The 13,752-nt window shown below is 62.5% G+C and carries 14 protein-coding genes and 1 pseudogene; all 15 read left to right on the plus strand.

Annotated features, from left to right (window positions below):
- The first annotated feature begins 1 nt into the window (after position 1).
- Positions 2–232 (plus strand): phosphopantetheine-binding protein, encoded by a 231-nt coding sequence (locus tag B7L09_RS15100; protein WP_094469489.1) that lies wholly within the window; start codon positions 2–4, stop codon positions 230–232.
- Between the two features lie 9 nt (positions 233–241).
- Positions 242–496: an acyl carrier protein gene (locus B7L09_RS15105; protein WP_094469490.1), complete on the plus strand. Its 255-nt coding sequence runs from the start codon at positions 242–244 to the stop codon at positions 494–496.
- Positions 493–1,038 (plus strand): COG4648 family protein, encoded by a 546-nt coding sequence (locus B7L09_RS15110; RefSeq protein ID WP_094469491.1) that lies wholly within the window; start codon positions 493–495, stop codon positions 1,036–1,038. The genes B7L09_RS15105 and B7L09_RS15110 overlap by 4 nt, the downstream gene beginning before the upstream one ends.
- Positions 1,035–2,717, plus strand: coding sequence for an acyl-CoA synthetase family protein (locus tag B7L09_RS15115; protein WP_094469492.1), 1,683 nt, complete (start codon positions 1,035–1,037; stop codon positions 2,715–2,717). Before B7L09_RS15110 ends, B7L09_RS15115 begins: the two co-directional genes overlap by 4 nt.
- Positions 2,710–3,444 (plus strand): glycosyltransferase family 2 protein, encoded by a 735-nt coding sequence (locus B7L09_RS15120; protein ID WP_094469493.1) that lies wholly within the window; start codon positions 2,710–2,712, stop codon positions 3,442–3,444. Before B7L09_RS15115 ends, B7L09_RS15120 begins: the two co-directional genes overlap by 8 nt.
- Positions 3,441–4,385 carry a lysophospholipid acyltransferase family protein gene (locus tag B7L09_RS15125; protein ID WP_094469494.1) on the plus strand — a complete coding sequence of 315 codons (945 nt, stop codon included), beginning with the start codon at positions 3,441–3,443 and terminating at the stop codon, positions 4,383–4,385. The genes B7L09_RS15120 and B7L09_RS15125 overlap by 4 nt, the downstream gene beginning before the upstream one ends.
- On the plus strand, positions 4,369–5,910 hold the full coding sequence (locus tag B7L09_RS15130; RefSeq protein ID WP_094469495.1) for an HAL/PAL/TAL family ammonia-lyase: 1,542 nt from the start codon (positions 4,369–4,371) through the stop codon (positions 5,908–5,910). Before B7L09_RS15125 ends, B7L09_RS15130 begins: the two co-directional genes overlap by 17 nt.
- A complete protein-coding gene (locus tag B7L09_RS15135) occupies positions 5,903–6,328 on the plus strand; it encodes an acyl-CoA thioesterase (RefSeq protein WP_094469496.1) in 426 nt (141 codons plus the stop codon). The genes B7L09_RS15130 and B7L09_RS15135 overlap by 8 nt, the downstream gene beginning before the upstream one ends.
- Positions 6,325–6,927 (plus strand): outer membrane lipoprotein carrier protein LolA, encoded by a 603-nt coding sequence (locus B7L09_RS15140; protein ID WP_094469497.1) that lies wholly within the window; start codon positions 6,325–6,327, stop codon positions 6,925–6,927. The genes B7L09_RS15135 and B7L09_RS15140 overlap by 4 nt, the downstream gene beginning before the upstream one ends.
- A complete protein-coding gene (locus B7L09_RS15145; protein ID WP_094469498.1) occupies positions 6,911–9,250 on the plus strand; it encodes an MMPL family transporter in 2,340 nt (779 codons plus the stop codon). The genes B7L09_RS15140 and B7L09_RS15145 overlap by 17 nt, the downstream gene beginning before the upstream one ends.
- On the plus strand, positions 9,247–10,407 hold the full coding sequence (locus tag B7L09_RS15150) for a cation:proton antiporter (protein WP_094469499.1): 1,161 nt from the start codon (positions 9,247–9,249) through the stop codon (positions 10,405–10,407). The genes B7L09_RS15145 and B7L09_RS15150 overlap by 4 nt, the downstream gene beginning before the upstream one ends.
- Positions 10,394–11,641: an NAD(P)/FAD-dependent oxidoreductase gene (locus B7L09_RS15155; RefSeq protein ID WP_094469500.1), complete on the plus strand. Its 1,248-nt coding sequence runs from the start codon at positions 10,394–10,396 to the stop codon at positions 11,639–11,641. The genes B7L09_RS15150 and B7L09_RS15155 overlap by 14 nt, the downstream gene beginning before the upstream one ends.
- Positions 11,638–12,120: a hypothetical protein gene (locus B7L09_RS15160; protein ID WP_094469501.1), complete on the plus strand. Its 483-nt coding sequence runs from the start codon at positions 11,638–11,640 to the stop codon at positions 12,118–12,120. Before B7L09_RS15155 ends, B7L09_RS15160 begins: the two co-directional genes overlap by 4 nt.
- A pseudogene (locus tag B7L09_RS15165) lies at positions 12,117–13,312 on the plus strand (beta-ketoacyl-[acyl-carrier-protein] synthase family protein). Before B7L09_RS15160 ends, B7L09_RS15165 begins: the two are co-directional and overlap by 4 nt.
- On the plus strand, positions 13,309–13,752 hold a 444-nt coding region (locus tag B7L09_RS15170; RefSeq protein WP_094469502.1), incomplete at its 3' end, for a hotdog family protein. The pseudogene B7L09_RS15165 and the gene B7L09_RS15170, both read left to right, overlap by 4 nt.

A 13,752-nucleotide genomic window follows, 5' to 3' on the forward strand; every position in this document is an offset into this window, starting at 1 on the left:
ACTGATCATCGAGGCCTTGGGCCTGGAAGATATCAGCGTACAAGACATCGGCAGCGAACAAACCCTGTTCGGCGAAGGCCTGGGCCTGGATTCAGTCGACGCCCTGGAATTGGGCCTGGCGATTCAGAAAAAGTACGGCATCAAGATCGATGCCGACGCCAAGGACACCCGCAATCACTTCACCAACGTGGCCAGCCTTGCGGCGTTCGTCACGGCCAGACAGGCAGCTTGAGACCGGACCATGCAAACTCGTGACGATATTTTCAACACCCTGCGCAACGCCATGGTCGAACTCTTCGAGCTGGACCCTGAGCGCGTGAGCCTCGAATCCAACCTGTATCAGGACCTGGAAATCGACAGCATCGATGCCGTGGACCTGATCGACCATATCAAGCGCCAGACCGGCAAGAAGATCGCCGCCGAAGAGTTCAAGGCGGTGCGTACCGTCGATGACGTGGTNGAGGCGGTGTACCGTCTGGTCAGTCCAGCCGCATGAGACGCTTGATCGGCCTTGGCCTGTTGCTGGCGGGGCTGCTGTACCCCTTTGCGGTGTATTACGGCACCGAACACTTTGCGCCGTGGCAATTCGGCTTGCTGCTGGGCAGCCTGTGGCTGTNGCGGGCGCTGCTGGGTGCACGTCGCCCCGGAAGCCTGTGGATGGCGATCACCGCGATCGGCTTTTGCCTGTTGCTGGCGCTGTTCGACAGCCCGCTGTTGCTGCGTTGGTACCCGGTGCTGATCAGCGCGTTCATGCTGGCGCTGTTTGGCCTGAGCCTGAAATATGGNCCACCGATGGTGGAACGCCTGGCGCGACTGCGCGAACCGCACTTGCCGGCCAAGGCGATTATTTATACCCGCCAGGTGACCATCGTCTGGTGTGTGTTTTTTCTGTGTAATGGCCTGCTCGCCGCCGCCCTCACCCTGTGGGCGCCGCTGAGCTGGTGGACGTTGTACAACGGNCTGATTTCCTATGGATTGATGGGCCTGCTGTTTGCCATTGAATGGCTCATACGACAACGGGTACGAGGCCACCCATGAATTGGATATCACTTGAGCAGCTGTTGCTCAAGGCACAGCCGGAGCGTGCCGTTACGGCAGAACCGGCGTTGAATCATGCACACCTGTGCGAACGGGCGTTGAGCCTGGCGGCCGGCCTGCAAACCCAGGGCGTGCAGCGTTTGGCNGTGCACCTTGAAGATGCCGGCCAGCTGGCGATTGCCCTGCTCGGCGCCTGGCGTGCCGGGGTCAGTGTGCTGCTGCCTGCGGACCTGCAACCGCAGACTCGCCAACGCTGGTCGAGCGAAGTCGATCTGTGGCTGACCGATCAGGCCGATGATGCGCACCTTGGCGATTATCGGCATGCGCCCCTGTCCCCCGCCGCACTGGATCTGGACACCTGCCAGCTGAGCCTGTGCACGTCCGGCTCCAGCGGCGAACCCAAGCGTATCGACAAGACCCTGCGCCAGNTCGCCAATGAAGTGCAGGCGCTTGAGCAACTCTGGGGCAAGGACCTGGGCCAGGCGTGCATCATCGGCAGCGTCGCCACCCAGCACATTTACGGCTTGCTGTTCCGCGTGCTGTGGCCGCTGTGCGCCGGTCGTACCTTTGTGCGCAAACAACTGGCCTTCCCCGAAGACATGCAGCGCGCCAGCCGTGAGCACCCGCAATTTGCCTGGGTCGCCAGCCCGGCGTTGCTCAAGCGCATGGGCGATAACCTCGACTGGCCGGCATTGAGTGCGGTTCGCCGGGTCTTTTCCTCCGGCGGAGCCTTGCCGACCGAGGCGGCGCAAAGTCTTTACGAGCGCCTTGAACAATGGCCAACGGAAATCCTTGGCAGCTCGGAAACCGGTGGCATCGCCTGGCGTCAGGGTCATGATCTATGGCAGCCGTTTGCTGAGGTCAAGCTGAGCCAGGACAGCGAAGGTGCCCTGCTGATCGCCTCTCCCTACTTGCCGGCCGGCCACATCGAACACACCGCTGATGCCGCCAGAATCGCTGCCGACAGCCGATTCGAACTGCTTGGACGGCTGGACCGGATCGTCAAACTGGAAGAAAAACGCATCTCGCTGCCCATGCTGGAAAAGGCGTTGATGGATCACTGCTGGGTCGCCGAGGCGCGCCTCGGTGTGGTCCAGGAAAACCGCGCCTCACTGGGCGCGTTGCTGGTGCTGACGGACGCAGGCCTGCATGCCTTGCGTAATCAGGGCCGACGCACCGTCACGCAAGAATTGCGTCAGCACCTGAGCCAGCATTGCGAAGCCCTGGCCCTGCCACGACGCTGGCGATTGCTGCGGCAATTACCCCTGAACGCTCAAGGCAAGCTGCCTCAGGCCGACGTCGAAGCCTTGCTGTTGGCACCCCGCCCGAAAGCGCCGGAAGTGTTGGAACAGATCGAAGTCGATGGCGAATGGAGCCTGCAACTGGCCGTTCCGCCGGACCTCGCCTACTTCAGCGGACACTTCCCGCAAACGCCGGTATTGCCCGGTGTGGTGCAGGTGGATTGGGCGCTGAGCCTCGGTCAGCAATTGATGGACCTGCCCGCCACCTTTGCCGGCATGGAAGTGCTCAAGTTCCAGCAACTGGTGCGCCCCGGCGATCAAGTTGAGTTACACCTGCGCTTCGACCCGGAACGCCGCAAATTGTATTTCGCCTATCGCAATGAAACCGCGACCTGCTCCAGTGGGCGGATTTTGCTGGAGGCTGCGGGTGATGCATAACCCCTGCGCAATCATCCCGGTCTACAACCACGAAACCGCGATCACCACGGTGGTCGACGCGCTGATCGCCCGTGGCCTGCCATGCATTCTAGTGGACGATGCAAGCGATCCATCCTGCGCCAGAGTGCTCGACCAACTGGCCCATCGCGAAATGGTCAACCTGATCCGCCTCGCCGCCAACCAGGGCAAGGGCGGTGCGGTCATGACCGGCCTGCGCGAAGCCTCGCGCCTGGGTTTCAGCCATGCCTTGCAGGTGGACGCCGACGGCCAGCACGACCTGCAGGATGTCACGACCTTCATCGCACAATCGCGCGCTCATCCCGACGCGGTGATCTGCGGCTATCCGCAATACGACGCCAGCGTGCCGAAAGGCCGTTTGTACGCCCGCTACCTGACGCACGTCATGGTCTGGATCAACACGCTTTCCTTGCAGATCCGCGATTCCATGTGCGGTTTCCGCGTCTACCCATTACCACCGACCCTGGCGTTGATCGACTCGGCGAAGATCGGCAAGCGCATGGATTTCGACTCGGACATCCTGGTGCGCCTGGCCTGGCGCAATCAGCCGATGCAGTGGCTGCCGACCAAGGTCCATTACCCGCTGGACGGTGTCTCGCATTTCCGTATGTTCCACGACAATGTGCTGATTTCGAGCATGCACACCCGGCTGTTCTTCGGCATGTTGCTGCGGGCCCCGGTGATCCTCTGGCGACGGTGGCGAGCATGAGCATCAACGCAGATAAACAGCACTGGGCCGACCGTCAGGAGCGCGGCAGTTTCTGGCTAATGAAGCTCACCGCGTTCGGCGCCAAAGTGCTGGGCCGGCGGCTGCTGAGTCCGCTGCTGTACGGCATCGTCCTGTACTTTTTTCTGTTCGGCCGCAGCGCCCGCCGCAGTGCCTGGCAATACCAGCAACGCCTCGCGGACTGGAGCGCACGCCCGCACTTGCGTCCGACCCACTGGCGAGTGTTCAGCCAGTTCATGGCCTTCGCCGATTCGATGCTCGACAAACTCGACGTGTGGAACGGCAAGCTGCGCATCGAACAGATTGAAATCAACGACCCCGCGCAATTGCGTGGGCAACTGCGCGGCGAGCGCGGGCAGATGCTGGTGGGCGCGCACCTGGGCAACCTCGAAGTGTGCCGTGCGCTGGCCGAGATCGGTGAACAAGTCACCATGAACGTGCTGGTGCACACCAAGCACGCAGAACAGTTCAACCGATTGCTGGGCGAGGCCGGCGCGACCAATCTGCGACTGATTCAGGTCAGCGAACTGGACCCGGTGATCATGCTGCAACTGCATGAACGCCTGGAGCGTGGCGAGTGGCTGGCGATTGCTGGCGACCGCGTGCCGCTGCACGGTGGGCGCAAGGTCCGCGTAGATTTCCTCGGCCATCACGCCGCGTTCCCCCAAGGCCCGTGGCTGCTGGCCGGCCTGTTGAAATGCCCGGTCAACCTGCTGATGTGCCTGAAGAAACCGACGGGGCAATATCGAGTGACCCTCGAACCGTTTGCCGAGGCCGTGGTGTGGAAACGCAGTGACCGCGAACAAGTCATTCATCAGTGGGCCGCGCGCTACGCCGNGCGCCTGGGCCAGTTCTGCCTGGAAGCGCCCCAACAGTGGTTCAACTTTTACCCTTTCTGGAAGACCGATGACGACGCATCTTGAGCCGGTAACCTTTGGCGAACACGCTTTGCGCATCGAAGACGTGCTGGCCGCGGCCAACCGTCAGGTGCCGACGCAGTTGCAGGATGATCCTGCGTACCGCGAGCGCATCGCCAAGGGCGCGCGATTCCTCGACTCGTTGCTGGACAAGGAAGGCGTGATCTACGGCGTGACCACCGGTTACGGCGACTCGTGCGTGGTCGCGGTGCCGCTGCATCACGTCGAGGCATTGCCCCGTCATCTGTACACGTTCCACGGCTGCGGGCTGGGCAAACTGCTCGACGCCCAGGCCACGCGTGCGGTGCTCGCGGCGCGTTTGCAGTCGTTGTGCCACGGCGTGTCCGGGGTGCGCGTGGAGTTGCTGGAACGCCTGCAAGCCTTCCTTGAACACGACGTACTGCCGCTGATCCCGGAAGAAGGCTCGGTGGGCGCCAGCGGTGATCTGACCCCGTTGTCCTACGTCGCCGCGACCCTGTCCGGCGAGCGCGAAGTGATGTTCCGAGGTGAACGTCGCCAGGCCGCTGACGTGCACCGCGAATTGGGCTGGGAGCCGCTGGTATTGCGCCCCAAGGAAGCCCTGGCATTGATGAACGGCACCGCCGTGATGACCGGCCTCGCCTGCCTGGCCTTCGCCCGTGCCGACTACCTGCTGCAACTGGCCACACGCATCACCGCGCTGAACGTGGTGGCGCTGCAAGGCAACCCGGAACACTTCGACGAGCGCCTGTTCGCCGCCAAGCCGCACCCGGGGCAGATGCAAGTCGCCGCCTGGTTGCGCAAGGATCTGGCAATTGATGCGCCGACCGCACCACTGCATCGCTTGCANGACCGCTACTCCCTGCGCTGCGCGCCGCACGTCCTTGGCGTGCTGGCCGACAGCCTGAACTGGCTGCGCTCGTTTATCGAAATCGAACTGAACAGCGCCAACGACAACCCGATCATCGACGCCGAAGAAGAACGCGTGCTGCACGGCGGGCACTTCTACGGCGGGCATATCGCCTTCGCCATGGACAGCCTCAAGACCCTGGTGGCCAACGTTGCCGACCTGCTCGACCGCCAGCTCGCACTGCTGGTGGACGAGCGTTACAACCATGGCTTGCCGAGCAACCTTTCCGGCGCCACGGCTGACCGCGCGATGATCAATCACGGTTTCAAGGCTGTGCAGATCGGCACCAGCGCGTGGACCGCCGAAGCGCTGAAAAACACTATGCCGGCCAGCGTGTTCTCGCGCTCTACCGAGTGCCATAACCAGGACAAAGTAAGCATGGGCACCATCGCCGCCCGCGATGCAATCCGCGTGCTGGAGCTGACCGAGCAGGTCGCCGCCGCGACGCTGCTTGCCGCCAACCAGGGCGTGTGGCTGCGCGCCCAGGCTGACGATGCACGCGCGCTGCCACCTGCCTTGGCCGCCATGCATGAAGAACTGGCCAAGGACTTCCCGCCGGTCATCGAAGACCGCGCACTGGAAGGCGAACTGCGCCTGTGCCTCAAACGTATTGCCGAGCAACACTGGAGGCTGCATGCGTAGCCAGGGCGTGTTGCATTGCGACACCGAGATCCTCGTGCCGTTCTTTGACGTCGACACCATGAACGTGGTCTGGCACGGCCATTACGTCAAATACCTGGAAGTGGCGCGCTGCGCGCTGCTGGACATGATCGGCCACAACTACACGGCGATGCTCGAGTCGGGTTACGCCTGGCCGGTGATCGACATGCAGCTGCGCTACGTGCGCGGCGCCACCTTTGGCCAGACGATCAATGTGCGCGCCAGCCTGGTGGAGTGGGAGAACCGTTTGAAGATCAACTATCTGATCAGCGATCTGCAAACCGGTGAGCGATTGACCCGCGCCAGTTCCGTACAGGTGGCCGTCGATATGAGCAGCCGCGAAATGCAGTTGGCCTCACCGAAGATCTTCACCGATGCCGTTGAAAGGATGCTGGCATGAACCCGTTTTTCAAATACCTCGGCGCGTTGGCGCTGCTTGGCTTGTCTTCGATGGCTCACGCGTTCGATCTGCAACAGCTCAGCGATCAGTTGGCAAAACCGTCCGTGATCCACGGCAGCTTTATCCAGGAAAAACACCTGCGCGCCTTGCCGCAGCCACTGGTCAGCAAAGGCACCTTCGTGCTCGCCAAAGACCACGGCCTGCTCTGGTTGCTGAAAACCCCGCTGCAACAGGATTACCGCATCAGCGCCCAGGGCATTGCCCGACGTGACGCCAACGGCTGGCAACTGCTGCCGAACAAGAGCGCCGGCGCCGAGCAGAATCGCCTGTTCCTCGCCGTGCTCCAAGGCGACAGCAGCGGGCTGCAACGGGACTTCGAACTGTCCCTGAGCGGCGACGCGCAGAACTGGAAACTGACGCTGATCCCTCGCTCATTGTTGCTCAAGCAAGTGTTCAACCAGATCAACATCACCGGCAGCGAATTGGTGCACAGCATCGAACTGCTGGAAACCCAGGGCGACAGCACCCTTTTGCGCATGCAGGACAGCACCAGCACCCAACCGTTGAGCGACGCGGAGCAACATGACTTTGCCGAGTGAACGCAGACTTCCGTGGCTGTTTCTGATCCTGCTGCTGGCGGTGCTCGCGCTCGCCGGTTGGCAATGGCGCGACGGCGCACCTTTGTCGGCCAACCTGATGGAACTGGTGCCGGGTACGGCGCCGGACGCGCTGGAACAGCGCGCCGAACAACGTATGCAAGAACCGCTGAACCGGGAAATGCTGGTGCTGGTGGGTCATAAGGATCGCCCGCAAGCCATCGCCATGGCNCAACAACTAGGCGAGCGTTGGCAAGCCAGCGGCCTGTTTGAAAAGGTGCAGTGGAACCTGCAAGCCGACTTGCCGGCGCTGCGCACCCAATTACTGCAAGGCCGACTGTCGATGCTCTCGGCGATGGACCGCNAACAGCTGATCGACCACCCCGACGCCTTCATCCAGCAACGCGTGCAAGCACTGTTCGACCCTTTCACCGGGTTCAGCCTGGTGCCGAGCCAGGACGACTGGCTGGGCCTCACCGGGCGCATCCAGAACAGCCAGCCGCAACACGGTTCGGTACAACTGGANATCGGCAGCGGAGCGCTGGTCGCCGATGCCGACGGCAAGAGTTGGGTATTGCTGCGGGCAAAAACCACGGGCAATGCCTTCGACATGAGCCTGCCGCTGCAAGTGGCCGACCTGCTCGAACAGAGCCGCAAAGTAGCCGCCCAGGCCGATGTGCAATTGCTCGCTGCCAGCGGTCTGTTGTACGCCGCCAACGGTCAGCAACAGGCCACCCGTGAAATGACATGGGTCGGTGGCGGTGCCACCGTCGGCATTCTGTTGTTGCTGTTGCTGGCCTTCCGGCGCTGGCGTGTCTTGCTCGCTTTCGTTCCCGTGCTGGTGGGCATGCTGTTTGGTGCGGTGGCATGCGTGGCGCTGTTCGGTCACATGCACGTGATGACGTTGGTGCTGGGCTCGAGCCTGATCGGCGTGGCGGTGGATTACCCGCTGCACTATCTGTCGAAAAGCTGGAGCCTGCAGCCGTGGCGCAGTTGGCCGGCCTTGCGCCTGACCCTGCCGGGGCTGAGCCTGAGCCTGGCGACCAGTTGCATCGGCTACTTGGCGCTGGCCTGGACGCCGTTCCCGGCNCTGACNCAAATCGCGGTGTTCTCGGCTGCCGGCTTAGTCGGTGCCTACCTCTCCGCCGTGTGCCTGTTGCCCGCGCTGCTCAAGGGCGTGAACCTGCGGCCGGCGCAATGGCCGCTGCGTATCTGCGAGTGTTTGCTGAACCTGCGCGAAGCGTTGCTCAAACACGTCAGTACGCCAGTGTTACTGGCACTGCTGATTGCCTTCTGCGTCGGTGGTCTGTTGCAACTGGACAGCAAAAACGACATCCGCCAGTGGATCGGCGCACCGCAGCAATTGACCGACGAAGCCCAGGCCATTGCGCGCATCACCGGCTTTCAGCCGACCAGCCAGTTCTTCCTGGTGCGTGCGGCCAATCAACAGGAACTGCTCGAGCGTCAGACCGCACTGAGCGAGCGTCTGGACCAGTTGGTCAACCTGGAAAAACTCCAGGGTTACCTGTCGCTCAATCAACTGGTCAGCCAGCCGAGCGAGCAGCGCAAAGTGCGGGAAGCGTTGAGCAAGTTGCCGCAGTTCTGGCAACCGTTACTCGACCTCGGCGTGCCGGCAGAAGCGTTGCAAGCGGAGCTTGTGAAGTTGCAGTCGCTGCCCGTCGAAGACATCGACGCTGCGCTGGCCGGTCCGCTGGCTGAACCTTATCGCACCCTATGGCTGGGGCAGACCGAAGACGGCGTGGCGGCGATGGTCAGTCTGCAAGGCCTGAACAACCCTTCGCTGTTGCGCGTCCAGGCGCTGGATTTGCCGGGCGTCGAATTGGTAGATCGCCTCGGTGAATTGAACAATGTTTTCGCTGCAACTCAGATCAGCGCCGCTGAATTGAAACTCGCCTCCTGCGTGCTGATCGTGCTGGTGCTGATCCTGCCGTTTGGCTTTGGTGGTGCGTTGCGCATCGTCTCGCTGCCGTTGCTGGCCGCGTTGTGCAGCCTGGCNAGCCTGGGCTGGCTGGGCCAGCCGTTGACGCTGTTCAGCCTGTTCGGCCTGCTATTGGTCACCGCCATCAGTGTCGACTACGCGATCTTGATGCGTGAGCAGATCGGCGGCGCCGCCGTGAGCCTGCTGGGCACCTTGCTGGCGGCGGTGACCACATGGCTGTCATTCGGTTTGCTGGCCGTGTCCAGCACGCCAGCGGTGAGCAACTTCGGTCTGTCGGTGAGCCTCGGCCTGGCGTTCAGTTTCATCCTGGCACCGTGGGCCGGACGCCAAGTGCATGCCGCCGCCGTCGTGGAGCCTGCAGCATGATGATCGCCTTGTTTTGGCTGATGGCCCTGACGATGTTCGCCGTGGCCACCCGTGTGGGTCGACACTTCGGCCTGATCCCGATCGTCAGCCAGTTGCTGCTGGCGACCTTCGGCCTGCCGCTGCTGATGTACTTCTGGATCGAGCCGGGCTGGCAACTCAGTGGCGCCGAACTGATCTCACCGGTGTGGCTGAAAAACCTCTACAGCCTCGGTTTTGCCTTGTTGCTGGGAAACATCCTCAGCGATGTGATCGACCTGCGGCTGGATCGCCAGAGCCTGAAAATCGCCCTGCCGAGTTTTTGCATTCCATTTGTCTGCGGTCTGGCGACTGCGGTCTGGTTGTTACCCGCGCAGCCGTGGATCAGTTCATTGGCAGTGGGCCTGGTGTTCGCCATCACCGCGATCCCGGTGTTGTACCTCTACCTGCGACACATCAATTACCCCCCCGCCGCAACCCGGCGGCTGGTGCAAACCGCGATCCTCATCGACCTGGCATGCTGGACCCTGTTCGGCTTCGCCCAGGGCAGTCTGCACCTGAGCAGTCTGCTGCTGCCGCTGGCCGGCGCCTGCCTTCCGCTGCTTCTGCGTTTGCTGGGTTTGCGCCAACCGTTATTGCACAGCGGCTGCTTCTTTGCGCTGCTGGTGGTCGCCGAACACTTCAAGCTCAATGCACTGATTTTCGGCATCGGTTATCTGCTGTGCATGGCCGCGCTGAAAGTGCCGCTGGTGTTGCCATTGCCGGCGATCTGGATGAACCGGCTCCAGACATGGATTGCCATCCCGCTGATCCTCACCTTCGGCATCGTGCAGATCAACGTCCACGCCGCCATGGCCACTCTCGGCTGGGTGCAGTTGGCAGCGCTGCTGTTGTTGCCGATTGCCAGCAAACTGCTGGGCAACTGGCTTGGCCTCGGCTGGGCCGGCGCTTCGTTTGAGGGCGCCAGTCGCTGGCGCGAAAGCCTGCTGCTCAATATTCGCGGTTTGAGCGAGATCGTCTTTCTCAACCTGCTGCTGCAACAACAGCTCATCAGCCCCGCGCTGTACTTCGCGCTGATGGTGATGGGCCTGATCGCCACACTGCTGCCGGCACTCGCCGGCATGCACCAAACCCCTTTGAATATCGCCGCCCCGGCAAGGAGCCCCCGTGCCAACAGTTGAAATGGAACGTCGCCAGGTTGTTGTCATTGGCGCGGGTCCTTCGGGCGCCATTGCCGCCGCGCTGCTCAAGCGCAAAGGCCACGACGTGCTGATGATCGAACGCCAACATTTCCCACGGTTTTCCATCGGTGAAAGCCTGTTGTCGCACTGCATGGACTTTATCGAAGAAGCCGGCATGCTCGACGCCGTGCAGGCCGCNGGGTTCCAGNTGAAAAACGGCGCTGCGTTCGCCTGGGGCGAGCGCTACAGCGCGTTTGATTTCGGTGACACGTTCAGCAACGGCAAGCCCACCACCTTCCAGGTGCAGCGGGGCGAATTCGACAAANTGCTGGCCGATCAGGCTGCGCTGCAAGGCGTCGACGTTCGTTATGGCGAAGCCATTGTCAGCGCCGATTTCGACCTGCCGAAACCGCAGCTCGACGTGCTGCGCGAGGATGGCAGCCAGTACCGTGTCGAAGCTGATTTTGTGCTCGATGCCAGCGGCTACGGTCGCGTGTTGCCACGTCTGCTGGACCTCGAAGCACCGTCGAATTTCCCGGTGCGCCAGGCGGTGTTCACCCACGTCGAAGACCATATCGACAGCCCGACCTTCGAGCGGGAAAAGATCCTTATCACCACCCATCCGATCCATCGCGACATCTGGTTCTGGACCATTCCGTTCAGCAACGGCCGCTGCTCGGTGGGCGTGGTCGCGGCCGCCGAACACTTCGAAGGCCGTATGGAGAATCTGGACGATTGCCTGCGCGGCTTCATCGCTGAAACCCCAAGCCTGGCCGGCGTCCTGGAAAACGCTGTCTGGGACACGCCAGCCCGCACCATCGGCGGCTACTCGGCCAACGTCAAAACCTTGCACGGCCCGGGCTTTGCGCTGCTGGGCAATGCGGCGGAATTCCTCGACCCGGTCTTCTCCTCTGGCGTGACCATCGCCATGCGTTCGGCGAGCATGGCCGCCGGGCTGCTGCATCGCCAACTCAAGGGCGAAACAGTGGACTGGCAAACCGAGTTCGCTGCACCGCTCAAGCGCGGCGTCGACACGTTCCGCTGCTACGTCGAAGGCTGGTACGCCGGGACCTTCCAGGACGTCATTTTCCACCCGGGCAGTTCGCCGGAGATTCGCCGGATGATCAGCGCAATCCTCGCCGGTTATGCGTGGGACGAGCGTAATCCGTTCGTCAGCGAACCCAAGCGTCGTCTGCGTGTGCTGTCGGAACTTTGCGCAAGAGATGTCACATGATCCGTTACCTGCTTCTGGGTTGCCTCCTGCTGCTGAGCGCTTGCGCCAGCCAGGCGCCGCTGCCCGGGCAAACCGAAAACCTGCCGTTGCCGCAGCAACTGCACATTCAGCGCTTGCTGGCTGATCAGCGTCAGGACTGGGTGTTGGTGATTGCGCGTGAAGGTCCCGGCATTCGCTGGTCGATGATGGACTTGTTGGGCATTCCGCAGGCACGCCAGAAACTGATCGATGGCGAGTGGCAAGCCGACGGCCTGCTGCCGCCGAATCCGGAAGCACGGGAATTGTTCGCCGCATTAATGTTCGCGCTGACCCCGCAAGGCGAATTGCAGGGCAACTACCCCGACGCCTGGCAACATGGCTCGCAACGTTCCCTGCCCACTCGCTGGGACGTGCATTACTCGCAACCGCTGAGATTTGAGTTGAGCCTGCCTAAAGGTCCGAAGTACCTGGTGACGCCCTTGAGCGGGGAGACGCCATGACCGCCTACCTGAATGCCCTCGGGGTGATCTGCGCCCTGGGTCGCGACAAACAGGAAGTCGCCCGCAACCTGTTTGCCGGCGATTGCTCCGGCATGCGCAGCGAATCCGGCTGGGTGCCGGAGCGGTCGTTGCCGGTGGCGGCGGTGCGTGGCGAACTGGCGCCGATCCCGCCGGAACTGATTAAGCAAAGCAGCCGCAACAACCAATTGCTGCTGGAAGCCGCCCTGCAAATTCGCGATGACATTGATCAAGCGATCCAGACTTACGGCCGCGATCGAATCGGCGTGATCCTCGGCACCAGCACTTCCGGCATCGACGAGGCCAGCCGTGGCCTGGCCCATTACATTCGCGAACATGAATTCCCCGCCGACTACGACTATCAGCAACAGGAACTCAGCGCCCCGGCGAACTTCCTGGCCGACTGGCTGCAATTGAGCGGCCCGGCTTATGTGATTTCCACCGCCTGCACTTCCAGCGCCCGCGCGCTGATGAGTGCCCAGCGCCTGCTGGACCTGGGCGTGTGCGACGCGGTGATCTGCGGCGGTGTCGACAGTCTGTGCAAACTGACNCTCAACGGCTTTTCGGCCCTGGAAGCCGTCTCCNNTNAACGCTGCAATCCATTTTCGGTGAACCGCAACGGCATCAATATCGGCGAAGCAGCGGTGCTGTTTCTGATGACCAAANCGCCNGCGCGCNCNNNCCNATTGCCTTGCTCGGCAGCGGTGCCAGTTGCGATGCGCACCATATCTCGGCGCCGGAACCGACCGGCCGGGGCGCCCTGCAAGCCATGAGCAAAGCCCTGAACCGCGCGAAGGTGCAGCCCGAGCAAATCGGCTACCTGAACCTGCACGGCACCGCGACCCAACATAACGACGCGATGGAAAGCCTGGCGGTCTCGGCCCTGTTCCCGCACGGCGTGCCCTGCTCTTCCACCAAGCCGATGACCGGACATACGCTCGGCGCCGCCGGCGCCTTGGAAGCGGCGTTCTGCTGGTTGAGCCTGAGCACGGACAATCGGGAAAACCTCCTGCCGCCACACATCTGGGACGGTCAGCCCGACCCCGACTTGCCGGCCTTGCAGTGGGTGACCCCGGACCATCGCTTGACGTCCATTGCACCTCGCTACCTGATGAGCAATTCCTTTGCCTTCGGTGGCAACAACGTCAGCCTGATTATCGGAGAGGCCCCATGATCGATTGGCCNCTCGCCGAGCTGCTGCCGCACGCTGGCGACATGATCCTCATCGATCAGATCCTGGCGTTCGATGACGAGCAGATTCACACCCGCCTCACCGTCAAGCCCGGGGGCCTGTTCAACCGCCCCGACGGCAGCCTGCCGGCGTGGGTCGGTATCGAACTGATGGCCCAGAGCGTCGCCGCCTACGCCGGTTGCCATGCGCGCCAGCGCGGCGATGCGGTGGAGCTGGGCTTCCTGCTCGGCACCCGTAAATTCGAATGCAACGTGGAGNGCTTCCCGGCCGGCGCCGAACTGCGCATCCATGGCCTGCGCTCCCTGGAAGACGACAACGGCATGGGTGTGTTCGAATGCCACCTCACCGGCGACGGTATCCAGGCCACTGCCCGCCTGAACGTGTTCCGCCCGCCTCAGGCCGCTCAATACCTTCATGAATCC

Source organism: Pseudomonas mandelii, from assembly GCF_002251635.1.
Classification (GTDB): domain Bacteria; phylum Pseudomonadota; class Gammaproteobacteria; order Pseudomonadales; family Pseudomonadaceae; genus Aquipseudomonas; species Aquipseudomonas mandelii_B.